Source organism: Bacillus sp. FSL E2-8900 (assembly GCF_037966225.1).
Lineage (GTDB): Bacteria > Bacillota > Bacilli > Bacillales > Bacillaceae_G > Bacillus_A > Bacillus_A cereus.
Genome location: NZ_CP150193.1, coordinates 743106 through 766093, shown reverse-complemented (window position 1 = coordinate 766093; position 22988 = coordinate 743106). Strand labels below are relative to the sequence as shown.

Here is a 22988-nt window from a genome sequence, read left to right as displayed (position 1 = left end):
ACACCCCCGCAAAAACGAGAATGTCTCATCTATTAACCTTCAATAATCTCCATCTTCTCCGTAATCGGAGTACGAGCTTTTCCTTCTGGTGCTTTATCGAAATAGCCGATATGAAGAATTCCAACGATACGTTGGCCTCTTGTTAAACCGATTCCTTCTATAAATAATGGATTGTAGTTTAATCCGCCTGATTTCCAAACACAACCTAATCCACGTTCCCAAGCAAGAAGTTGGAAGTTTTGCATAAATGCACATGTTGCAGCGTAATCTTCGTCACGCTGAATTTGACGTGGATCTTCATTCATATATACAACGATTTGTGCAGGTGTGCTTAAAAAACGATCTGATAAAATTTTACCGCGTTTCGCTCTTTCTTCTTCTGTGAAAGAGTTTAATACTGCGTCTACTAATTTCTTGCGGCCTTCTCCGATGTATAGTTTACAATTCCATGGTTCACGGTGCTTATGATTAGGTGCCCATGTTGCGTCGTTTAATAGTTCAATTAATAAATCTTTTTCTACTGCTTTATCTGTAAATGTACGTACAGAACGTCTTTCTTTAATCACATTTGCGATGGAAGTATATGTAGTCATATTTATCTCTCCCTTATTTTTATCTATATGTATAAGTTTATCGTTAGTATTGATATTGATTTTCAATTTCGATTATACCTTAGTTTTTTACTATTAATCAATGTTTTATGTTGGAAAACTTCTAAAAACGTCATTTCATGCTGTGAATAAAAAAACTTAGCTTGTTCACAAGTATTTCACATTTTATGGAAATGATATGTGTACAGTTTTCTACATTATCCATCTAGGAGGAGTTTACATGTACAAAAAAATCGCTGTTTGTATGACTATGGCAGCATTATTATGCGGGATATCCACCTTCCCTATATCCGCTGCCACGCCAAAAGAAGTAACACTGCATCACCATAACCCAATTTCAGAAGAAGAAATGCAATCGCTAGAAAAACTCGGCTATAACAAACATGAAATTTGGAAAGCTGCTCATATTGCAAGAATTAGTAATAAAGAAATAAAAGATGTTTTAGCTTACTATAAGCAAAATAAATCTTGGGAGAAAACAGCCGAGCATTTCGGTATAGATCCAAGTAAGCTGAAAAAGCATCATATGAATAAAGAAACAAAGCAAGCACTGCTACAACAGTTAGCAACTATGCAAAAATCCACACCGGATCAGCTAAAGCAAAAAATGAAAGAATATAACATCAAATTGCGTCATCTTACTGTGTTAACAATCATCTCTCAAAAAAGCAATACTCCTCTTGATGATGTATTAAAGATGAAAAAAGATGGAATGGACATTAAACAAATTGCCGAAAAATTAAATGTAAAAAGAGAAGATATACGAGCGGAAATGATGAAATTAGTGAAGTTTATTAAAGAACAAAAAACAAATTAAAATGCTAAAAAGGAAGAGCCATTCACCACTCTTCCTTTTCTTTATGAACTTTCAATTTTTAAGTATAAATTCCCGTATTTCCCAAAAACTAACACAAGTAAATGATATATGTTAGGGGTGAGAAAATGTTCGGTTTATCATCTAAAAAATCAAAAAAGACTAATACAAAAACACTTTGTTCTATCCCAGAATTTATACAAACCATGAAAGAATCAAGCGATTTTGTCTCTTATAACATACTTAAAGATGAAACGTTGTGCTTGTTTTATTATAAATCTGTCGTGGAAGCACTTATTATTAAACAATTTATTTTAACTCCTATAAAAAAAGAATCGGAACAAATCCAAAACATCTCTGATTTATGTAATATCATCTCTATTGAAGACATTATTACCTCCCCTTCTATTGATGATATTCGTGAAAAATTATTAGGTGGATATATTTTAATACGCTTAAAAAACAATTCGAATCCTGATCAATATGCTTTAATTCGTGCCGAAAGTACTGTTTTAGGAAAACGATTATATAACGATACAGAAAATGAGTATAGTGTAATCGGGCCTAAAATCGGTTTCGTTGAAAATCTTGATACAAATATCCACTTATTGCGCCGAAATATCGTAACGGAGCAACTCATTTTTAAAGAAGTTACCGTCGGATCTATATCAAAAACGAAAGTAGCAGTTGCTTATATAGAAGGAATTACAAATGAACAATTTGTCAACACCGCAATTCAACGGCTAGAAGACATTGACTTTGATGTCCCATTTGATTCAACTATGATTGAGCAATTTATTAGTGATAATAGCAATTCACCTTTTCCTGTTCTATTACCTACAGAACGATTAGATCGAGCTGTATTTGCATTAATTAATGGGGAAGTTTTAATCTTAACAGATGGCTCTCCATATGCTTTATCAGGACCAACAACGTTACTGGATTTTTTCATTTCACCAGAAGATTATTATTTACCGTGGATGATTGGATCGTTCTTTCGTATTATTCGTTTTTTCGGAGCTATATTTTCTCTTTTTTCCTCCGCTATTTATACAGCGGCTTTAACATATCATTATCAAATGATCCCTGCCGATTTACTAGGTCCTATTATTTTCTCGAGAGCTAACGTACCTTTTCCTCCTATTCTAGAAGCACTCTTTTTAGAAATTACAATTGAATTGCTCCGTGAAGCTGGAGCGCGTTTACCGACAAAAGTCGGACAAACAATCGGGATTGTTGGGGGGATTGTAATTGGCCAAGCATCCGTGGAGGCAGCTTTGACAAGTACAATTTTATTAATTGCAGTTGCTTTATCCGCTCTTGCATCTTTCACAACACCAACAGTAAAGATGTCTTCTACTATCCGGTTGTTACGCTTTCCGCTTATTCTTTTAGCCGGTGCATTCGGAGGATTAGGCCTCGCTGTCGGATTTGTATTTATTTTAGCTCATTTAATTAAATTAAAATCGCTTGGATCACCTTATTTGTTACCTTTATATCCATTTCGTGGTTTAGGTACAGCAGAAGGTTTTCTTCGATTACCATTTAGTCAAACGGCACAAAGACCTTCTTTTCTTAGACCAAAATCAAAATGGCGCTACAATCCAAACAAATCGAAGCAAAAACGTGATGGTGAGAATGAATGAAGAAAATTTTATTGCACCTTATTATCATTATCTTCTTCATTTTACAAACTGGCTGTACACAAACGTATATAGTGGATACGCAGCGTATTATTCATGTCGCTGGATTTGACATCACAAAAAACAAAAGATTCCAAGGAACTATTCTCTTCCCAGAGTACACACATGGTGTAAAGTCTAAACCAGAAACTCAATCAACATCTGCCCGTTCACTTGAGACAATCGCTTCACGATTAAATGCAAAATCACCTCACAATGTCGTTGTAGGTCAAATGCGTGTCGTCCTATTTGGAAAGGCTCTAGGAGAACGCGGAATGGGAGAGATTATTACTAACTTACAACGTGACCCAAATATCGGGCGCGATGTACAACTAGCAATTGTAGATGGATCAGCTGAGGAACTTTTAAATTACGGAAAAAAAAATGGATCTTTATACATTGCTGATTTACTTGAACAAAATATCCGAAATGAGAACATTCCACAAACCGCATTAGACATTTTTTTATATAATTACTACTCTTCTGTATGTGATGCCTATGTCCCTTATCTTAAAATGGACGATAATCATTCCATCGCTGTCAAAGGACTTGCTTTTTTAAAAGGCGATAAAGTCGTTATGTATACGGATAAAAGACATTCTGTTTTAGCAAAATTACTTATTAACCCTACGAAAAATGGACGTTACGAAGCAGCGATAACAAAGGATAAACATAAAGGTATGGTTGTTATACAAAACTTAGCTGGGGAAAATAAGTATGATATAGATCAAACTGGCGACATACCAAAAGTAAAAATCCATTTAAAATTAAATGGATTAATTAAAAACTCTCCAAATTGGATTGATCTAAGAAAAAAAACAAATATCAACTATATAAAAAAACAAATTGAAAGAAATGTTGAAAAAGACTGTGAAGATTTAATAAAACAATTTCAAGAAAAGAAAATTGATCCTTTAGGAATACGAGATGAAATTAGAAGCCATACGAGAAAATGGAATATAAAACAAATTCGAAATATGTATCAAAATGTAGCGGTGGATATAAATTTAGATCTTAATATTGTACAATCTGGAATCGGGGAATAGTGAGGTGAAATGAGCAATGAATACAATGAATAAAACAAAAACTGTCTCTCCATATTTTGCATTTATTTTATTGCATTCTCTCCAAATCGGAATAGGAATTCTCGGATATCAACGTGTAATTTTGAAAAATGCAGGTTATGATGCTTGGATTTCTCTTATTATTGCAGGTATTGCAACTCATATTGTACTGTTTTGTATGTTAAAAATGCTTGAAAAAGACGGAGATTTAATTAGCATTCATACAACAACCTTTGGAAAATGGATTGGCTCTATATTTTCTGTAATTTTCACTCTCTATTGCTTATTATTTTGCCTTACTGTTCTTCGTACATATATGGAAGTAATACAAGTTTGGATCTTTCCTACCATTAAGTTATGGAAACTTACGCTTATGTTTTTATTAGTCACTTACTACATTATAAAAGGTGGCTTCCGTTCTGTGACAGGGATATGTTTTTGGGGTATTGTTCTTCCTATGTTCGTTGTATTCTTTTTAGTCTATCCGATGAAGTATGCACATTTTCGTAATATTTTACCTATTTTTACGCATTCCCCTTTCGACATACTTGTGTCAGCAAAACAATCTGCATTAGAATTTCTCGGATTTGAAACAATTCTTATCTTCTATCCCTTTATTGAAAAAGGAAAATCTTTAAAAAGATGGGCTCACGCAGGGATTGTTTTTAGCACTCTAATTTATGTAGTTTTAGCTATTGTATCATTTATGTATTATAGTGAAGGACAATTGAATCACACTATTTGGCCTACTTTAACGATGTTAAAAATAATTAAAGTTCCTTTTATTCAACGGTTCGAATATATTATTATTTTTGTTTGGTTTTTAATAATTTTGCCGAATCTTTGTTTAACTATTTGGTCATCATGTCAAACGATGAAGCGTTCCTTTCATATTTCATTTAAATTTACACTACCATTTTTTATTTTCATCGTTTTTACAGCTTCTTTATTTTTTAAAAATCGGGAAAGTATCAACGCATTAAATACTGTACTATCTCAAGCGGGATTGTATATTGTATACGCTTATATCCCAATTTTATTTCTAGTTCATTCGCTAAGGTGGCGCTTCAAAAATCAGTCAAAAAAATCTTCAACCGATACACCGTAATCTCTGATACAATTTGATTAATACATTTGTAAAGGGGACAAGCGAATGAAAAAGTATGTATTTTCTTTACTTGCAGTACTAAGCTTAATTCTTGCTGGATGCGGAAGTACTGGTACAAATGACCAAAAATCTTCTGAATCAAAAAAAGAAGAACATGACCACGCATCGCACACTCAGCAAGCTGACATTCAAGAGAAAACAAAAGGAGTCGACACACTCCCGACCTTCCTAGATAAGCTTGATCCACAAATGAAAGATATCTACACCGTGGCTGGACAAAATGTAGAGCTATTAGATTGGATTCCATGCTATTGTGGTTGCGGCGAAAGTGTAGGACATAAAAATAATAAAAACTGCTTTATCCGTGAAATTAAAAAGAATGGTGAAGTTGTTTGGGATTCCCACGCAACGACTTGCGTCAATTGCCTAGAAATCGCAGTTGAATCTGCTTCCATGAAACAAAAAGGAAAATCAACGCTAGAAATTCGTAACTATATCGATAATAAATATAAAGAAGGCTATGGCAAACCAACACCTACGCCAATGCCAAAAGCTTAAAAAACGAGGAAACTCCTCGTTTTTTCTTTTCATTCACTTTTTTTCTTAACAAATTCTTTCAAGTGTATTTCTCCTTACTTATCACACACTATATATAACTCTCGGTAAGGAGGGTACACAGTGCAAACATATAACGACTATGATAAAGCTCTCTATTACACGTATTGCTGTAATTGGGATAAATTACTCGTTCTCATGGTTCAAACGAACGATCAATTATTTTCTAAGCGTATTGAGCATTTTTTACACGCTTATCAATACAGCAAGGAACTACCAGAAGTTGATAAACAATTGCAGCTCCTATTTCAATATATTGACCATGCATCCCAAAAGTCGCATGTAGAAGAAGTAGAACAAATTCAAATGTAAAATATAGCGCTATTCTCTTCCGGAGAATGGCGCTTTTTTAAAATGTTTATATCAATAAAAGTTTCTCCTTATAAAACTTTTATTGATAAACATATTTTTTCTTTCTTTTCCATACCACTTCATACTATAATTTAGTATGTAACTATTATAAGAGAGGTATAAAATATGGGACGAGAAAAAAAGCAAGAATATGCTTTACTTACCGCATGGGGAGCTTCTTTTATCGCTACACTAGGAAGTCTGTACTTTTCCGAAATCATGAAATTTGAGCCTTGTGTTCTTTGTTGGTATCAACGTATTTTTATGTATCCATTCGTTTTATGGCTTGGTATCGCTGTAGCAAAGAAAGATTATCGCATTGCAAGTTATTCTTTACCAATTGCAAGTATTGGTGCTTGTATTTCTTTATATCACTATGCAATTCAAAAAGTCGCAGCATTTTCAGCTGCTGGGGCAGCTTGTGGACGTGTACCATGTACGGGAGAATACATAAACTGGTTCGGCTTTGTGACAATCCCGTTTTTAGCACTTATCGGCTTTATTACAATCGCTGTTTGTAGCTTTATTGTCATCAAAAACAAATAAGGAGATGAAAGAATGAAAAAAATGCTTATATTTGGTGGTATTATTATCGCCTTGTTTGCGGCAATTTTCGCTGTAACACAAATGGAAGAAAAAAACGCTTCAACTAGCCAAAAAATTGATAATGCTACTGGTAGTCAAACAGATGGCCCTGACTACTACACAAATAAAATTTCTCTTTCAGATCTTCAAAAGAACTTAAAAGAGAAAAAAGAAGAAACAGTATACTTTTATCAAACATCTTGCGTTCATTGCCAAAAATTATCTCCTGTCGTAGTGCCAATGGCTAAAGACTTGAACGTTGATATGAAAGTTATGGATATTGAAAAATTAGATGTTCCTTGGGATGAATATAAAATTAAAGGTACACCAACAATCATTCATTTTAAAGATGGCAAAGAAGTGAGCCGTATTAGCGGTGAACAGCCGAAAGACAAATTAAAAGAATGGCTTGAGCAAACGAAAAAGTAACGAGAAAAGGAAACTCCTTCTACACATGAAATGGGCGTAAAATCCCACACTAATGTATAAGGAGGGGGTTTTATGCCAGAAGTAAGATGTTCTGTTTCCAACTGTTCTTTTTGGGGACAAGGTAACTTTTGTCAAGCAAGTGCGATCATCGTTCAGCCTGATGCAGATGAAACTGGTCAAACTGAAAATGATTCATATACAGCTGCTGTTTTAACAAACGAAACGCTAGAAAGTTCTGTAGCAACGAGTGTAGAGACTTGTTGTCATACATTTAAGCCTAGATATTAACAATTATTCCACCTCATATACGTGAGGTGGTTTTTTCTTTCTCTCTTCTTGTTTACGTCATCTCTAATTCTCCCTATAATAAAGTTAACATTTTTATGAATACGAAGGTGGAATACTATGGCTAAAACAATTGCAGATATCGCCAAATTGGCTGGAGTTGCAAAAAGCACAGTCTCTCGTTACTTAAACGGCGGATATGTAAGTGATAAAACAAAACTTAAAATCGAAGGTATTATTCAGGAAACAAATTTCTCTCCCAATACATTTGCTCAAAGTTTAAAAGCAAAAACAACAAATTTAATTGGTGTCATCATCCCCCGATTAGACTCCTTTGCTACAATGAAAACACTTATCGGGATCGATAAAACATTACAGGAAAATAACTATCAAATGCTTGTAGCAAATGCAAATCAAACAACCGGAACTGAAATACAAGCAATTGAAAACTTTATAAAACAAAAGGTAGCTGGCATTATTTTATTAACAAAAACATTAACGAATGAACATCAAAAAATTATGGCTAATTCAAACATCCCTATTTTATTCGTCGGGCAAGAATATAAAGATCAATATTGCCTCGTTCACGATGATTATGATGCAGCTTATGAGTTAGGGGCATACGTTTTATCGCAAGGCCATCGACATATTGCCTATTTAGGGATAGAAAAAGATGATATTTCTGTTGGAATAAATCGAAAAAATGGTTTTCAAAAAGCAATTGAAAATTTAGAACCGACTTGCAACGTTTCATATTACGAAACAACTTTCCGCATAGAAGATGCCATGAAACAAGTACAACATATTTTAGATAATAATCGCCCAACTCTTATCGTATGTGCTACAGATAACATCGCTCTTGGCGCAATGAAAGTCATTCACTCCCACTCTCTTTCTGTACCAGGTGATATTTCTGTAACAGGATTCGGTGGATATGATATTTCAGAAATGGTACACCCTAGTTTAACGACAATTGCGTTTGACTATGAGTATGCTGGAAAGCTTGCTGCCACTTCTCTTTCACAGCTTGTTGAAAACAAAACTATACCAAAAATATTACACTCTCGTTATACATTAAAAATCCAAGAAAGCGTTGACAAAATATAAAGGCGCTCTATAATAAAATTAAAACCGGTTCCACATTTTAAAAACAGGATTTTCAACATCATTTCCCTGTTTTTTATTTTAACTTTTTACGGAACCGGTTCCACAAAAGAAAATTTATAGTAAGGGGGAATTTTTATGGATATGAAACAAATTGCAACTCAAGTAATACAGAATATTGGTGGAAAGGAAAACATTGTTCGTGCCACACATTGCGCGACTCGCCTTCGTCTTATATTAAAGGATGATACGAAAATAAACGCTGCAGAAATCGAAAACATCGATGGAGTAAAAGGTGCTTTTGCAACGACCGAGCAATATCAAATTATTTTTGGAACTGGCATAGTAAACAAAGTATATGATGAATTCTCAAAACTAATTGGAATAGCCGAACTAGATTCTACAACATCAAACGATATACCTAAGAAAAAAATGAATCCTATCGCCCGCCTAGCAAAGACACTATCTAATATTTTTGTTCCAATTATTCCAGCTATCGTCGCAAGCGGTTTACTTATGGGTCTACTCGGAATGTTGAAAGCGTTTAAATTAGTTCCTGGAGATCACTCACTTATCCAATTACTTGATATGTTCTCAAGTGCAGCTTTCATCATTTTACCTATTTTAATTGGAGTTAGTGCCGCTAAAGAATTTGGTGGAAACATTTTCTTAGGTGCAGTTGTTGGTGGTATATTAACTCACCCAAACTTAACAAATCCTTGGACTCTTTCAAATGCAAAACCCACTGTTTTACATTTCCTTGGTATGGATATTGATATGATTGGCTATCAAGGTACTGTTTTACCTATTTTATTATGTGTATATGTTATGAGTACAATTGAAAAAGAACTTCGAAAACGTGTTCCGAACTCTTTAGATTTATTAGTTACACCATTCTTAACAATTATTATAACTGGCTTTTTATCACTTATTATTATCGGACCAATTGGATATAAAATCGGTGACGGCATTACGTACCTTTTAAATACAATTTATCAATTTGCAGGACCAGTAGCTGGACTTATATTCGGTGGATTGTATTCAACAATCGTTCTTACTGGCTTACATCATAGCTTCCACGCTATTGAAGCGGGCTTACTCGCAAATAAAGATATCGGTGTCAATTTCTTACTCCCTATTTGGTCAATGGCGAACGTTGCACAGGGCGGTGCTACTTTAGCTGTCTATTTCAAAACAAAAAACAAAAAAACGAAAGAAATTGCAATTCCAGCAGCAGCTTCAGCATTTTTAGGAATTACAGAACCAGCTATCTTTGGTGTCAATTTAAAACTTGGTAAACCATTTATTGCAGCAGCTATTGGCGGCGCAATTGGAGGCGCTTACGTTGTTTGGATGCAAGTAGCGGCTAATGCATACGGTTTAACAGGTATTCCGATGCTTACAATTGTTGCACCTCTTGGCATGATGAACATGATTCACTATATAATTGGTTTCGCTATTGCAGTTATCACTGCTTTTGTTGCCACATTCATTTTATATAAAGAAAGTAAATAATAACGGGGTGAAAACCTATGTCAAAATATAAAACAATACTGCAATCTAATAAAGACGAATTACATTCTTTATATGAAATTGCAAACCAAGATTCATGGAAACCAATTTATCATATCCACCCACCATTTGGATTAATGAATGATCCTAACGGTGTATCATACTACAATGATGAATATCACGTTTTTTATCAGTGGTATCCATTTGGTCCCATTCATGGAATGAAGCATTGGGGGCATGTGAGGTCAAAAGACCTTATTAACTGGGAGCGTATGCCTGTAGCCATCATCCCTACTGAAAGCTATGAATCACACGGTGCATATTCTGGTAGTGCTATCGTAAAAGATGGCCTTCTTCATCTACTTTATACAGGGAATATAAAAAAGCCTGATGATTCCCGTGATACAAAACAATGTATGGCAACAATGGATTCACAATATACGATGACGAAATATAGTAATAATCCTGTTATTGATATAATTCCTGACGGATATACAAAACATGTACGTGATCCAAAAGTCTGGAAACATAATGATATGTACTATATGTTACTCGGTGCCCAACGTGAAAATAAAACAGGAACTCTATTACTATACAAATCACAAGACCTATACAATTGGCATTTCCAAGGCGAAATTACAACAAACTTAAAAGAATTCGGATTTATGTGGGAATGCCCCGATTACTTCCAATTATCAGGGAAAGATATACTTCTCTTTTCACCGCAAGGAATTGAAAAAGACGGAGAAAACTTTCACAATGTATACAATGTCGTTTATGCTATAGGCCATTTCGATATTAAAAATTTATATTTCCATGTTGATTCCTATTACGAAGCTGATAAAGGATTCGATTTTTATGCCCCTCAAACTTTAGAAGACTCTACTAGTCGTCGCCTATTGTTTGCTTGGGCAGGATCAAGTGAAATCACATATCCTTCTGATGATTATATGTGGGCTCATTGCCTAACACTTCCACGTGAATTAACATTAGAAGATAACATCTTAAAACAAAAACCAGTTTCAGAATTAACAAAACTACGAACAACAAAAAAAGACATTTCAGGAGATATAACAGCTGGATTAAATGTATTATCAACGCTTGATGATGAAGACTCCTATGAATTAATTGTTACACTTAAAACAGAAGATGCAAAGCGTTTTGGTCTTTCTCTCTTCCACAATGAGGAGGAATGTTTCCCCATTACATTTAATCGGGAACAAGGTACTATTTCTATAGACAGAGGCAACTTCTACCATCAATTTGGCGGAGAATATGGATTTGAACGCTGTAAAAAAATCAATATTCAAGATACGATAGAACTACAAATATTTGTAGATAAAAGCATCGTGGAAATTTTCTTATACGATGGTTCAACAGTCTTTACGTCCCGAGTTTTTCCCCGAAAAGACATGAAACATCATATCGCAATCTTTTCAGATGCAAAACTAAGCTTTACCATCACACAATATAAGCTGAAAAGAGGGATTGTATGAGAAATGTCTTTTGTATAGGTGAACTATTAATTGATTTTGTGTGCCGAAATACTAACGTTTCTTTAGTAAACGGTTCAGATTTCGAAAAAAAAGCTGGTGGAGCACCCGCTAACGTTGCTGCTGCGATTACAAAATTAGGTGGACACGCTACATTTATGGGGCAAGTAGGAAACGACCCATTTGGTGAGTTTCTTGAACAAACTTTACAGCGTGCGCAAGTCGATACATCCATGCTCATAAAAGATAAACAAACAACACTTGCATTCGTATCCATCGATCAAGATGGCGAACGTGATTTTACTTTTATGCGTGGTGCAGATGGTGAATATCAATTCAATAGCATTGATTTATCAAAAATACAAACGAATGATTTAATACATTTCGGTTCAGCGACAGCTTTACTATCAAGCCCATTAAAAGAAACGTATTTTCAGTTGTTACAATATGCGAAAGATAAAGGCCATTTTATTTCTTTTGATCCAAATTATCGAAGTGCACTCATTACAAATACAGAACAATTCTCTCAAGATTGTCTAACCTTTATAAAACATGCACACTTCGTAAAAGTAAGTCAAGAGGAAGCTACTATGCTCTCTAAAGAGAGTGATTTACAACAAGCTGCACTCAAATTATTAAATTATGGCGCAAAAGTAGTAGCTATTACACTTGGAAAAGACGGTACCCTTCTTGCGACAAATGAAGGTCAAACTATTGTCTCTTCTATTTCCATTCAACAAGTCGATACAACTGGTGCTGGTGATGCTTTCGTTGGAGCAATGTTATATCAGATTGCCCAAAGTGAACATACACTTTCGTATCATTTCAAAGACTTAACAGCGTTTATCTCCTTTGCAAATAAAGTAGGCGCTATCACATGTACAAATTACGGTGCAATTGCCTCTCTTCCATCATTAACAGATATAAAAGCATACGATTAATCGTATGCTTTTTTACATCCCTCTCCAAAAATCATGCATAATAAAAAAGTACAAAATAACGAGAACGGCCGTCCCGCATAAGGTAATGCGCCGATATATACTCTTCTCTCCTTCCCTCGCTTTCACAAACGCCCAAATAAATCCGAAGAACAATATTAAATCAACATATGGAACATAAAAAGAAAAGACGAGAAACGCATATAAATACACGATAAATAAACAGGTCGTTACTAAGAAAACTTTAAACGCAAATTCACTTTTCATAATATAACCGCCCCCTATCTGTACTGTATTATATTCAGCAAAATACAATAGTTGCAGTTAAACTCCAAGTATAAATAAGCTACCGTCTATAATACGGTAGCCATTACGGAACATTGTATTTCCGTTTATATATATTACTTAAAATCGAAGAAGGAATTTGCTCGTAACGAACTTTCTCTCCTGTTTCATCTATAATATACGAATTGTTTCCTATATAATATATTCCATCTTTTCGTTTTGAGTACACTGGATATCTTTCATTTGGCAATACCGTTTTCACTTTCGTTAACTGTCCATTTGGTTCTTGCCAATATATATCCGCGCGGTCTACTAGCGTAAGTACTCCAATTTGTTCTTCTTCTATTTTTCGACCATTCCAGCTCACAACGCGATAACCAAGCTTATTCGCTTCATATTCGGGGCTCGTATGAAAACGAGAAATGATTACTTTTGTTTGTAATTGTACTCGGTCATATAACCATTGTATATCCCTGTCATGCATACGAATGCAGCCATTTGATTCCCTACTTCCAATCGTCCATTCCCGGTTCGTCCCGTGAATTGCATATTCATTCTTATCTAGTCCAAGCCACCTCGTACCAAGAGGGTTATTCGGTGCACCCCCAGGTATTTTTTTTCGATGGTATTCTTTATTTTTAAATTTAGTTATAATACAAAAATTACCTTCAGGCGTAGGTGTACGATCTCTTCCAGTCGTTACTGGAAATGTTTTTGTGTAATTTCCATTTTCAAAAAAAGACAACTGGTTCGTCGTAAGATTTACTAATATTAAATGATCTGTATTAGCAAAAGCACTAACCGGTAGGATGAAAAATAATAGTATGATGAAACATAACTTTTTCAGCTATATCCCCCCTAGCGCTCCCTATAATAATTGGAATTAACATTACTTTGCTCTTATAAATGAAAACTATCCATTTACAATAACGCCCCCATTTACATGTATCATTTGCCCAGTAACATAGGATGAATCACCAGATGCCAAGTATACATATGCCGGCGCTAATTCATATGGTTGACCAGGTCTTTGCATCGGAACATTGCTCCCAAACTGAGAGACTTTCTTCTCATCAAAGCTCGATGGAATAAGCGGTGTCCAAATCGGGCCTGGTGCAACACCATTTACCCGAATCCCTTTTTGCACTAACGATTGAGAAAGTGATCTTGTAAAAGCTACGATTGCTCCTTTCGTTGCGGAATAATCAATTAACGTTTCATTTCCTTCATATGCAACGATAGATGCCGTATTTATAATGACATCCCCTTTCTTCAAATGAGAAAGAGCTGCTTTCGTAACGTGAAAATAAGAAAAAATATTAATACGAAATGTTTTTTCTAGCTGTTCTGCTGTAATATACTCTAGCCCTTGCTGCGGATATTGCTGTGCAACGTTATTCACTAAAATATTTAAACTACCTAACTGCCGGGCGGTCTCTTCCACAATATCTTTACAATGCTGTTCATTACTCAAATCCCCCGGCAACAATACACACTTTACACCTTCTTTTTCAACACGTTGTTTCGTCTCATTTGCATCTTCTTCCTCATCTAAATAAGCAATCGCAACATTTGCTCCCTCTTTTGCAAAAGCGATGGAAACTGCTCGTCCAATTCCGCTATCTCCTCCCGTAATTAACACATTCTTCCCTTTTAACTTTTCACTTCCTTTATAGTTTGCATCTTCAAACTGCGGAAGGGGGCTCATTAATGATTCAATACCTGGCTGCTTATTTTGATGTTGCGCAGGCATTGTTATAAAGTTTTTTTGCTGTGGCATAGCTTCTTTCAACTCCTTTTCCTTAGCATGTGCACAATAAAAAGCTGAAATTCACACATCGTTTTACGATTAATATTCGAATTTAAGACACAAAATATGAATTGTTATAAACTTTTTATGCAAAACTATTGCAAAATAGATAAAAAACGAATATTATATATAACTGTTGTGAAAATTATTCGTAAACAGAAAGGATGTTTATATGTTTAACCTTTCAAAACATAAAACTTCTATTAAAACTGAAATTATGGCAGGTATTATTACCTTCTTAACAATGGCATATATCATTGTCGTAAACCCTGTTATCCTTGGAGATGCAGGTGTTCCATTTGAACAAGCATTTACAGCAACAATTATTGCTGCTGTTGTCGGAACATTATTTATGGCAATCTTTACAAACTTACCAATCGCAATCGCGCCAGGTATGGGATTAAATGCTTACTTCTCTTACTCTGTTGTAAAAGCGCATGAAGGCATGACTTTCGCAATTGCATTCTCTGCTGTATTCGTAGCAGGTATGATTTTAATTTTGCTATCATTTACATCTTTCCGTACAAAATTAATGGAAGCAATTCCTGAAAACTTAAAACATGCAATTACTGCTGGTATCGGGCTATTTATCGCCTTTATCGGTTTACGTTTAACAGGTATCGTTACAAAAAATGATGCAAACTTAGTTGGACTTGGTGATCTTCACTCTGCTCCAGTACTACTAGCATTAGCTGGACTTGGAATTACAATTGTCCTTATGTCTTTAAATGTAAATGGCGCACTATTTATCGGGATGTTATTAACTGGTATTATCGCTTTCTTCACAGGACAATTAACATTCTCAAACGGTGTTACATCAATGCCTGGATTACCAGAAGGAATTATCGTTTCAAATCCAATTACTGCTGTATCTGACGTAATTAACTACGGATTATACGGCGTTGTATTCTCATTCTTCCTTGTTACACTATTCGATACAACAGGTACATTACTTGGCGTTGCACAACAAGGTGGATTTATGAAGGACGGAAAGCTTCCAAAAGCAGGACGAGCTCTTCTATCTGACTCATTCTCAGCAACTATTGGTTCTATGTTCGGAACGACACCATCAACAGCTTACATTGAATCATCTGCTGGTGTTGCAGCTGGTGGTCGTACTGGTTTAACAACTGTTACAGTAGCTGTTCTATTCGCATTAGCAGCATTCTTCGGACCATTAGTAAGTGCTGTTTCTGGTGTATCAGCTATTACTGCTCCATCATTAATTATCGTTGGTAGTCTTATGATGGGTTCAGTTCGCCACATCGATTGGGACGCATTTGATGAAGCATTCCCAGCATTTTTAGTAATCTTAAGCATGCCACTTACATCAAGTATCGCAACAGGTATCGCACTTGGATTTATTTCATATCCACTTATGAAAGTGGCAAAAGGTAAATTCCGTGCTGTTCACCCACTTGTATATGTATTTGGAATTTTGTTTGCTTATCAATTGATATTCTTACCACATTAAAATCCCTCATAAAGAGGGATTTTTTTATACATAAAAAGTAGAGCATCGAAATTCGATGCTCTATTTTCCTTTTTTAAAAGCAATATAAAAAGGCTACAGAGAAATTCTTCTCCGCAGCCTAATATTTATTTTTGCAAGAACGCCTGCAAATCTGCAAACTGTCTCTTTGCATCTTCATAGCCTTGCTCGTATAGATTTTGTAGTTTTGCTGTATCTTTTTCCATACGATCTACTTGAAGCGGTACTTCTGGACGAATAACAAATAAATTCCCAGCTTGTTCTTCTTTTTCAATATAGTGAAGTGTTTCATTATACACTTCATAACGATTTAGCATCGTGTTCACAAGGTTCGGATATTTTTTATAAGCTTTCGCAGCAATCCACCCAAATCTTGATTTTTTCTTTGCGTAACCATGATTTCTCGTTAAAATTACGACTGATTTTTTAAATCCATCTTCCTGTGCTTTACGAACTGGAATTGGATCAGAAATCCCGCCATCTAACAGTTGCTTACCACGATAATTTACGACTGGTGCAATGAAAGGCAATGAACTAGACGCTTGTAATAAATTTAGTGCATCATCATTCGTTCCTTCTTTTTCAAAATAAACAGACTGTCCTGTTTCACAATCCGTCGTTCCTACAAGGAAACGTTCTGGACTATTAAAGTATGTTTCAAAATCAAACGGCACATGCTTTTCTGGAATTTCATGAAAAATGAAATCCATATCAAATAGCTGACGTTTTCTCCATAAATTTTTATACGATAAATATTTCGGATGTGATGCATAATCAATATTGACCGTTTTATTTCTATTTCTTTGTCTGGAAAGATACGACGCTGCATGACAAGCACCAGCTGATACACCGATTACATATGGAAAATATAAATCTTGTTCCATAAAGTATTCTAATATCCCGCCCGTGTATACACCACGCATACCGCCGCCTTCTAATACTAACCCCGTATTTTCAAGCATGTTACTCTCTCCTCTATATATATTGACTCTTTAATTATTCACCATGTTAAGTATCTTTTTCTATTATATATGAGTTCTTTCAGAAATTATATTTAAAAGCCTTGAGAAAAAGGAGTTTTTTCTTCCAATTATATTTCCAAATGACCGGAGACATCCTTTATAAACCTTTGAATAAAGTCTTGCTCTTCTTTCGTATATCCATCTAAAAGTAACAACCACTTTTCTTCAGCTTGCTTATGCAATTTTTCATGAGCTTTATATATTTCATTCCCACTCTCCGTTAAGCTGAAGAAGATTTCTTTTTGATTATCTAACATTTGCATCTTCTCAACGAATTGCTTTTGAAACAACTTTGTACAAATTTTAGAGATTGCTCCCTTCGTCAGGCCCATTTCTGTCGTAATTGCCGTTACATTCATCAAACCATTTTTTCCGATACATTCGATTACATGTAACTCAGATAAAGACATACTACTTACGCCTGTCTCACGAAGAAACTTCTCATTTTGTCGTTTTAAATGTTCTTCTTTTTTATGCAAAAGTGTACGAATGTCCGAAAGTATTTCCATTTGCTTCGTTGCATGCTTCAATCCGTTCGCCTCCTAAGTTTCCAAAGAAACAATTTAACTATATACCATTTTAAAACCATTTTTTCATCTTTACAAGTAAGAAAATCATGTTAAAATAAATTTAGTTTCCGAGGAAACTAAATCACAAGGAGGTTAACATGATGAAAAACTCTAAACTAACTTTTATTTTATATGTTGTCTGTATTAGTGCCTTACTCGGTTCCTTCGCTCAAAATATTTACACACCTATCTTACCGATGATTCAAAATTCTTTTCACACTTCTCTTTATCTTGTAAATGTAACAGTTTCACTTTTCACATTCGTTCTTGCAATTATGCAGCTCGTATATGGACCTTTAATTGATACAAAAGGGAGAAAATCTGTCCTTATCCCTAGTTTGGTCATTAGTACAATTGGTTCAATCGGATGTGCCTTTTCGGCAAACATTTATTTATTTCTCTTTTTTAGAGCTGTTCAAGCTATAGGAATAGCGGCTATACCTGTAGTTTCAGCAACGATTATCGGCGATTTATTTGAAGGAAAAGAACGCGGAGAAGCGATGAGCCTATACCAAATGTTACTTGCCCTCGCACCTGCAATGGCTCCTCTCATAGGTGGTTATCTTGGCAGTATAAATGGTCACTTATCTGTATTTCTCTTTTTATCTACACTTGGCATTATCTTATTAATTATAAACATTTCACTACTCCCAGAAACAAAGCCAAATATAATTAAACAATCTAAAGCACAAAAGAATTACTCTCTTATCTTAAAAAATAAAACTGGATTTTCTATTACTCTTATTGGCTTCATTCAATTTTGTATTTACTTTTGCTTTCTCGTTTTTTTACCGAGTATTTTAACAAATTCATTTCATTTAACTGTAAATAAAATTGGTCTTATGTTTGTACCAATGTCTCTTTCTATCATGCTAGGAAGTTTTTGCTACAAATTTTTGCAAAAACGCCTCACAACAAAGCAAGCTTTATTTATTACGAGTTTCTTCAATATTATATGTGTCGTTTTATTCTCTTTCACATATAACATCAATATCCCATTCATCATTATCGTTACATCTTTGTACGGTTTTAGTATGGGACTTTCTATGCCAACTCACACTACTTTATTAACAGAAGAATTCGTACAAGAACGCGCAACAGCTATTGGTATGTACAACTTCATCCGCTATCTTGGTATGGGCACAGGGCCACTTATAGGTGGATTTCTTTTATTTAACCAAAATTACTTTTGGATTTTCTTCCTAGGCGCAATTATGTTTTTACTTGTAATCTTATATACAATGAAAATGCTAAGTTTTCATTCTGTACAAAAAGCAAAATAGAGCCCCCAAAAAGGTCGGCTCTATTTATCCTCTTTGATCCGCAACAATATGAATATCAATATACTTTGTTTGTCTCATAATTTCATTTACAATAGAGCCTTTTCGTATTTCTTCCCACCTTGTTCTAGCCGATTGTCCAAGTAAAATTTGTGTTACTTGCAATCTTTTCGCGACTTCAATAATAACATCCGCTGGCTTTCTTCCCTTTGCTTCTTCTAATACAAAACTTGCATCAAATTGATTCGTGAGCGCCTTCCACTCTTCGATCGTCTGCTTTTTTCCAGCTGAAATAGAATCTATATTTTCCCTCTCAACGTTTAATACGTACAATTCAGCATTTAACCGATCAGCCATGCGCCATCCCCGTCGTATTAATTTCTCCGCTGTTGAACTGTATTGTACACAAACGAGAATTTTTTCTTTTACGCCAATCGGTTCTATTACTGTTTGGCTAATTTTCTCGTCCATATCATCCGCAACTTCTCGAAGTGATAATTCCCTAAGTGCTCCTAAATTATTAAGTGTAAAGAAGTTTTGTAAGCTTTGCTGAATTTTTTCTTCTTTATATATCTTTCCGTCTATTAGTCTCTTCCTTAATACCTCGGGCGTTGCATCAACGAGCTGAATTTCATTTGCTTTTTGTAAAATAAAATCTGGAATTCGTTCTCTTACTTTTACATTCGTAATTTGAGCTACAATATCATGAACACTTTCTAAATGTTGAATATTAAAAGCTGATAATACCGATATACCAGCCTCTAACAATTCCTGCACATCCATATAACGTTTCTTATGTTTAGAACCAGGAACATTACTATGCGCAAGTTCATCCACTACAACTACTTGCGGCGCGCGTTTTTTTATTCCTTCCACATCAAGCTCATAAAATACCTTTCCTTTATACTGTATTTCTTTCAAAGGAACTTTTTCTAAATCAGCAATTGCTTCTTCCGTCTCTTTTCTTCCATGCGTTTCAATTAAACCAATTACAATATCAATTCCATCTTTTTTCATTTCCCTTGCATCAAAGAGCATTTTATAACTTTTTCCTACGCCTGGAGCTGCTCCTACATATAGCTTTAACTTTCCGCGATTTTGCTGACGAATATATTCTAAATATTCCTCTGGCGTTCGCCTTTGAAACTTCGGTTCATAATCATCTGCATACAAAATAAACACTACCTTTCATTCGAAACAACGCTACCTCAATCCATTAGATTGAGGTAGCACTGTTACTATTTCATTAATTTCTGTAATGCCAAATTTAGCTTTAAGACGTTTACGCGGGTCTCTCCAAATAAACCAAGCGCAGCACCTTCTGTTTGATCTTTAATCAATTGATTAAGTTTTTCTTTCGGAATATTCGTTAATTTCGAGATGCGATCCACCTGCACCGAGGCCGCCTTTGGACTAATATCAGGATCAAGCCCTGAACCTGAATTTGTCACTAAATCTATTGGTATTTCTGTAACCGGAACAGCTGGATTTTTTTCCTTCCAGTCCGCAATACTTTTCTCTACTCGCTTTGCTAAATCTGGATTAGATGGTGCATAGTTATTTGAACCAGATGCTTCAGCCTTATATTCAATACTAGAAACACGCCCTTGAAAATAACGTGGATCCGTGAAGTTTTGACCAATTAATTTAGAACCAATCACTTCATTTTTATCATTATATATTAGACTTCCATCCGCGTTATCCTTCATTACTGCTTGTGCAATACCAGTAACAATAAGTGGGTATACAAGTCCACACAACACTAGAAATGTAAAAGTAATACGGATAATTGGTGATAGTATACTTTGTTTCTTCTCCATCTTTTTCCCCTCTTCCTTATATAAACAAGCCGACAATCATATCAATTACCTTAATTCCAATGAACGGAACGATAACTCCGCCAAGCCCATAAATAAGTAAGTTTCGGCTAAGCAATGCATTAGAACTCATCGGTTTATATGCAATACCTTTCATCGCTAACGGAATGAGTAATGGAATAATAACAGCGTTAAATATTAATGCTGATAAAATTGCTGACAGTGGTGATGTTAGTTTCATAATGTTTAATGCTTCCATTTGCGGAATCGCAAGTGTAAACATTGCTGGAATGATTGCAAAATATTTCGCTATATCATTCGCAATACTAAACGTCGTTAAAGCACCTCGCGTCATTAACAATTGCTTACCGATTCCTACAACCTCAATAATTTTCGTTGGATTTGAGTCTAGATCAATCATGTTCGCCGCTTCTTTCGCTGCTGTCGTACCACTGTTCATCGCTAATCCAACGTCCGCCTGTGCTAATGCTGGAGCATCATTTGTACCATCACCTGTCATCGCTACAAGTTTCCCTTTATCTTGCTCTGCTTTAATAACAGCAATTTTATCTTCCGGTTTACACTCGGCAACGAATTCATCTACTCCAGCTTCTTTTGCAATCGTTGCTGCTGTTAACGGATTATCACCTGTACACATAACCGTTTTAATCCCCATTTGGCGCAACTGTTCAAAACGATCACGCATACCCGGTTTTACTGTATCCTTTAAATAAATTAAGCCATAAATACGATTATCTACTGCAACTACAAGTGGTGTTCCGCCCTCTTTTGAAATTAAGTCTGCTTTTTGATTTACATCTTTCGGAATTGTTCCGCCTTGTGACTCAACCCATTCAATAACGGCACCTACAGCACCTTTTCTCACTTTCGTTCCGTCTTGTAAATCAACACCACTCATTCTCGTTTCTGCTTTAAACGGAACAAACTCACCTTGTTCTGCAAGTTCTCTATTATATGATATAGATTTTCCCTGCACATACTCGATAACAGATCGACCTTCTGGTGTTTCATCTAAAACAGAACTAATAGCGGCCCACTTTCCAACTTGCTCAATCGTTTCATTTCCTACAGGTAATAATGTATGAGCCATTCGGTTCCCAAAAGTAATTGTACCTGTTTTATCTAAAATAATTGTATTAATATCGCCAGCAGCTTCTACTGCTTTCCCTGACATCGCTAACACGTTAAATTTTGTTACCCGGTCCATCCCAGCAATACCAATCGCTGATAGCAAACCACCAATTGTCGTTGGAATTAAACATACTAACAACGCTACAAGTACAGCAGTATCAATTTGAAAACCTAAATAATTTGTAAAAATCGGCAACGTCACAACGACGATCAAGAAAATAAGAGTTAAGCTCGTTAATACTGTATTTAAAGCAATCTCATTCGGCGTTTTTTGACGAGCAGCTCCTTCTACTAAAGAAATCATTTTATCGATAAATGATTCACCAGGATTACTCGTAATGACAATTGTAATTTCATCACTTACGACCATCGTTCCACCTGTTACGGAACAAAAATCACCGCCTGCTTCTTTTATAACAGGAGCTGATTCACCTGTAATTGCAGATTCATCTACAGATGCTAATCCTTTGATTACTTCGCCATCACTTGGAATCATTTCTCCTTGTTTTACGATAACAACGTCACCTTTTCTAAGATCAGTTGCTGAAACTTGGACAATGTCTCCATTTTCTTTTACTACATTTGCAAACACATCTTTCTTCGACTGCTTTAAAGAATCGGCTTGCGCTTTACCACGACCTTCTGCTAATGCTTCTGCAAAATTCGCAAATAAAACTGTAAATAATAGAATGAGAGAAACTGTTATATTAAACCATCCTGGTATACTACTAGAACTGCTTGGAAGAAAAGATAACATGAACGTAATGATAAATCCAATTTCCACAACGAACATAATCGGATTCTTTATCATGACCTTCGGATTCAATTTCGCAACGGATTGCTTCATCGCATGTGTTACGATATCACGATCCATCGTTTTCGCTTGTCTAACTTCATCTTCTACAGCATGTATTTGGGACTCATTTAATTGTTTTTCTTTTACTACTACCGGTCTCATCATTTACCCTCC

Annotated in this window: 24 protein-coding genes; 15 read left to right on the top strand and 9 right to left on the bottom strand. The window is 35.2% G+C overall.

The features are described from left to right. Nucleotides 1–32: 32 nt before the first annotated feature. Nucleotides 33–593 (bottom strand): nitroreductase, encoded by a 561-nt coding sequence (locus NST90_RS03940; protein ID WP_000214821.1) that lies wholly within the window; start codon nucleotides 591–593, stop codon nucleotides 33–35. A 238-nt stretch (nucleotides 594–831) separates the two neighbouring features. On the opposite strand from NST90_RS03940, the gene NST90_RS03935 reads away from it, so the two are divergent. From NST90_RS03935 to NST90_RS03875, 13 genes are all read left to right on the top strand, one after another. Continuing rightward, nucleotides 832–1428, top strand: coding sequence for a hypothetical protein (locus tag NST90_RS03935; protein ID WP_046392362.1), 597 nt, complete (start codon nucleotides 832–834; stop codon nucleotides 1426–1428). Nucleotides 1429–1553: 125 nt separating this feature from the next. Beyond that, on the top strand, nucleotides 1554–3071 hold the full coding sequence (locus tag NST90_RS03930; protein ID WP_000467489.1) for a spore germination protein: 1518 nt from the start codon (nucleotides 1554–1556) through the stop codon (nucleotides 3069–3071). Beyond that, entirely contained in the window at nucleotides 3068–4153 is a 1086-nt protein-coding gene (locus tag NST90_RS03925) for a Ger(x)C family spore germination protein (RefSeq protein ID WP_016121927.1), read from the top strand. The genes NST90_RS03930 and NST90_RS03925 overlap by 4 nt, the downstream gene beginning before the upstream one ends. Nucleotides 4154–4169: 16 nt before the next feature. Continuing rightward, entirely contained in the window at nucleotides 4170–5279 is a 1110-nt protein-coding gene (locus NST90_RS03920) for a GerAB/ArcD/ProY family transporter (RefSeq protein ID WP_001095034.1), read from the top strand. Between the two features lie 45 nt (nucleotides 5280–5324). After that, nucleotides 5325–5837, top strand: coding sequence for a PCYCGC domain-containing protein (locus NST90_RS03915; protein ID WP_000761027.1), 513 nt, complete (start codon nucleotides 5325–5327; stop codon nucleotides 5835–5837). Between the two features lie 120 nt (nucleotides 5838–5957). After that, the gene (locus NST90_RS03910) at nucleotides 5958–6206 is read left to right on the top strand and encodes a YhdB family protein (protein WP_001195459.1); all 249 of its coding nucleotides are present in this window, start codon (nucleotides 5958–5960) and stop codon (nucleotides 6204–6206) included. A 165-nt stretch (nucleotides 6207–6371) separates the two neighbouring features. Further along, nucleotides 6372–6791, top strand: a complete 420-nt coding sequence (locus tag NST90_RS03905) for a disulfide oxidoreductase (RefSeq protein WP_000532263.1) — start codon at nucleotides 6372–6374, stop codon at nucleotides 6789–6791. Nucleotides 6792–6803: 12 nt separating this feature from the next. Continuing rightward, nucleotides 6804–7259, top strand: coding sequence for a thioredoxin family protein (locus NST90_RS03900; RefSeq protein WP_046392361.1), 456 nt, complete (start codon nucleotides 6804–6806; stop codon nucleotides 7257–7259). A gap of 72 nt (nucleotides 7260–7331) precedes the next feature. Further along, entirely contained in the window at nucleotides 7332–7547 is a 216-nt protein-coding gene (locus NST90_RS03895) for a DUF1540 domain-containing protein (protein ID WP_001115482.1), read from the top strand. A gap of 117 nt (nucleotides 7548–7664) precedes the next feature. Continuing rightward, nucleotides 7665–8651 carry a LacI family DNA-binding transcriptional regulator gene (locus NST90_RS03890; RefSeq protein WP_001140402.1) on the top strand — a complete coding sequence of 329 codons (987 nt, stop codon included), beginning with the start codon at nucleotides 7665–7667 and terminating at the stop codon, nucleotides 8649–8651. Between the two features lie 135 nt (nucleotides 8652–8786). Further along, on the top strand, nucleotides 8787–10163 hold the full coding sequence (locus NST90_RS03885; protein ID WP_000367318.1) for a sucrose-specific PTS transporter subunit IIBC: 1377 nt from the start codon (nucleotides 8787–8789) through the stop codon (nucleotides 10161–10163). A 17-nt stretch (nucleotides 10164–10180) separates the two neighbouring features. Beyond that, nucleotides 10181–11656 carry a beta-fructofuranosidase gene (gene scrB, locus NST90_RS03880; protein WP_046392360.1) on the top strand — a complete coding sequence of 492 codons (1476 nt, stop codon included), beginning with the start codon at nucleotides 10181–10183 and terminating at the stop codon, nucleotides 11654–11656. Next, complete coding sequence (locus NST90_RS03875; RefSeq protein WP_001246640.1) at nucleotides 11653–12594, top strand: carbohydrate kinase; 942 nt, start codon at nucleotides 11653–11655, stop codon at nucleotides 12592–12594. Before scrB ends, NST90_RS03875 begins: the two co-directional genes overlap by 4 nt. 12 nt (nucleotides 12595–12606) lie before the next feature. On the opposite strand, the gene NST90_RS03870 is transcribed toward NST90_RS03875, so the two are convergent. The 3 genes from NST90_RS03870 to NST90_RS03860 form a co-directional block, all read right to left on the bottom strand. Then, nucleotides 12607–12858: a hypothetical protein gene (locus NST90_RS03870; RefSeq protein ID WP_000834195.1), complete on the bottom strand. Its 252-nt coding sequence runs from the start codon at nucleotides 12856–12858 to the stop codon at nucleotides 12607–12609. 103 nt (nucleotides 12859–12961) lie between these two features. Further along, nucleotides 12962–13723: a L,D-transpeptidase gene (locus tag NST90_RS03865; RefSeq protein WP_025709928.1), complete on the bottom strand. Its 762-nt coding sequence runs from the start codon at nucleotides 13721–13723 to the stop codon at nucleotides 12962–12964. A 66-nt stretch (nucleotides 13724–13789) separates the two neighbouring features. Continuing rightward, on the bottom strand, nucleotides 13790–14656 hold the full coding sequence (locus tag NST90_RS03860) for an SDR family oxidoreductase (protein WP_001136261.1): 867 nt from the start codon (nucleotides 14654–14656) through the stop codon (nucleotides 13790–13792). A 202-nt stretch (nucleotides 14657–14858) separates the two neighbouring features. Here NST90_RS03860 and NST90_RS03855 point away from each other — a divergent pair, with 202 nt between their 5' ends. Continuing rightward, a complete protein-coding gene (locus NST90_RS03855; RefSeq protein ID WP_000482715.1) occupies nucleotides 14859–16160 on the top strand; it encodes an NCS2 family permease in 1302 nt (433 codons plus the stop codon). Nucleotides 16161–16285: 125 nt separating this feature from the next. On the opposite strand, the gene NST90_RS03850 is transcribed toward NST90_RS03855, so the two are convergent. Together NST90_RS03850 and NST90_RS03845 are read right to left on the bottom strand one after the other, a co-directional pair. Then, nucleotides 16286–17140, bottom strand: a complete 855-nt coding sequence (locus NST90_RS03850) for a patatin family protein (RefSeq protein ID WP_000892679.1) — start codon at nucleotides 17138–17140, stop codon at nucleotides 16286–16288. Nucleotides 17141–17268: 128 nt separating this feature from the next. Next, nucleotides 17269–17730, bottom strand: coding sequence for a MarR family transcriptional regulator (locus NST90_RS03845; RefSeq protein ID WP_016121923.1), 462 nt, complete (start codon nucleotides 17728–17730; stop codon nucleotides 17269–17271). Nucleotides 17731–17870: 140 nt separating this feature from the next. Between NST90_RS03845 and NST90_RS03840 the strand changes: the two genes are divergently transcribed. Next, nucleotides 17871–19052, top strand: a complete 1182-nt coding sequence (locus NST90_RS03840; protein WP_042866434.1) for an MFS transporter — start codon at nucleotides 17871–17873, stop codon at nucleotides 19050–19052. Nucleotides 19053–19076: 24 nt separating this feature from the next. Here the strand turns inward: NST90_RS03840 and kdpDN are convergent, their stop codons facing one another. From kdpDN to kdpB, 3 genes are read right to left on the bottom strand one after another with little or no spacing between them, the layout of a single operon-like run. Continuing rightward, nucleotides 19077–20231: a KdpD-like non-kinase potassium sensor gene (gene kdpDN / locus NST90_RS03835; protein WP_074619043.1), complete on the bottom strand. Its 1155-nt coding sequence runs from the start codon at nucleotides 20229–20231 to the stop codon at nucleotides 19077–19079. A 56-nt stretch (nucleotides 20232–20287) separates the two neighbouring features. Further along, nucleotides 20288–20869, bottom strand: a complete 582-nt coding sequence (gene kdpC / locus NST90_RS03830; protein WP_000412594.1) for a K(+)-transporting ATPase subunit C — start codon at nucleotides 20867–20869, stop codon at nucleotides 20288–20290. Nucleotides 20870–20885: 16 nt separating this feature from the next. Next, nucleotides 20886–22976, bottom strand: coding sequence for a potassium-transporting ATPase subunit KdpB (kdpB, locus tag NST90_RS03825; protein WP_142318462.1), 2091 nt, complete (start codon nucleotides 22974–22976; stop codon nucleotides 20886–20888). Between the last annotated feature and the right edge of the window lie 12 nt (nucleotides 22977–22988).

What these genes read in the sequence shown, in the direction of transcription:
- NST90_RS03940 (WP_000214821.1), bottom strand. Translation starts at nt 593, where the DNA reads ATGACTACATATACTTCCATCGCAAATGTGATTAAAGAAAGACGTTCT.
- NST90_RS03935 (WP_046392362.1), top strand. Translation starts at nt 832, where the DNA reads ATGTACAAAAAAATCGCTGTTTGTATGACTATGGCAGCATTATTATGC.
- NST90_RS03930 (WP_000467489.1), top strand. Translation starts at nt 1,554, where the DNA reads ATGTTCGGTTTATCATCTAAAAAATCAAAAAAGACTAATACAAAAACA.
- NST90_RS03925 (WP_016121927.1), top strand. Translation starts at nt 3,068, where the DNA reads ATGAAGAAAATTTTATTGCACCTTATTATCATTATCTTCTTCATTTTA.
- NST90_RS03920 (WP_001095034.1), top strand. Translation starts at nt 4,170, where the DNA reads ATGAATACAATGAATAAAACAAAAACTGTCTCTCCATATTTTGCATTT.
- NST90_RS03915 (WP_000761027.1), top strand. Translation starts at nt 5,325, where the DNA reads ATGAAAAAGTATGTATTTTCTTTACTTGCAGTACTAAGCTTAATTCTT.
- NST90_RS03905 (WP_000532263.1), top strand. Translation starts at nt 6,372, where the DNA reads ATGGGACGAGAAAAAAAGCAAGAATATGCTTTACTTACCGCATGGGGA.
- NST90_RS03900 (WP_046392361.1), top strand. Translation starts at nt 6,804, where the DNA reads ATGAAAAAAATGCTTATATTTGGTGGTATTATTATCGCCTTGTTTGCG.
- NST90_RS03895 (WP_001115482.1), top strand. Translation starts at nt 7,332, where the DNA reads ATGCCAGAAGTAAGATGTTCTGTTTCCAACTGTTCTTTTTGGGGACAA.
- NST90_RS03890 (WP_001140402.1), top strand. Translation starts at nt 7,665, where the DNA reads ATGGCTAAAACAATTGCAGATATCGCCAAATTGGCTGGAGTTGCAAAA.
- NST90_RS03885 (WP_000367318.1), top strand. Translation starts at nt 8,787, where the DNA reads ATGGATATGAAACAAATTGCAACTCAAGTAATACAGAATATTGGTGGA.
- scrB (WP_046392360.1), top strand. Translation starts at nt 10,181, where the DNA reads ATGTCAAAATATAAAACAATACTGCAATCTAATAAAGACGAATTACAT.
- NST90_RS03875 (WP_001246640.1), top strand. Translation starts at nt 11,653, where the DNA reads ATGAGAAATGTCTTTTGTATAGGTGAACTATTAATTGATTTTGTGTGC.
- NST90_RS03870 (WP_000834195.1), bottom strand. Translation starts at nt 12,858, where the DNA reads ATGAAAAGTGAATTTGCGTTTAAAGTTTTCTTAGTAACGACCTGTTTA.
- NST90_RS03860 (WP_001136261.1), bottom strand. Translation starts at nt 14,656, where the DNA reads ATGCCACAGCAAAAAAACTTTATAACAATGCCTGCGCAACATCAAAAT.
- NST90_RS03855 (WP_000482715.1), top strand. Translation starts at nt 14,859, where the DNA reads ATGTTTAACCTTTCAAAACATAAAACTTCTATTAAAACTGAAATTATG.
- NST90_RS03850 (WP_000892679.1), bottom strand. Translation starts at nt 17,140, where the DNA reads ATGCTTGAAAATACGGGGTTAGTATTAGAAGGCGGCGGTATGCGTGGT.
- NST90_RS03840 (WP_042866434.1), top strand. Translation starts at nt 17,871, where the DNA reads ATGAAAAACTCTAAACTAACTTTTATTTTATATGTTGTCTGTATTAGT.
- kdpC (WP_000412594.1), bottom strand. Translation starts at nt 20,869, where the DNA reads ATGGAGAAGAAACAAAGTATACTATCACCAATTATCCGTATTACTTTT.
- kdpB (WP_142318462.1), bottom strand. Translation starts at nt 22,976, where the DNA reads ATGAGACCGGTAGTAGTAAAAGAAAAACAATTAAATGAGTCCCAAATA.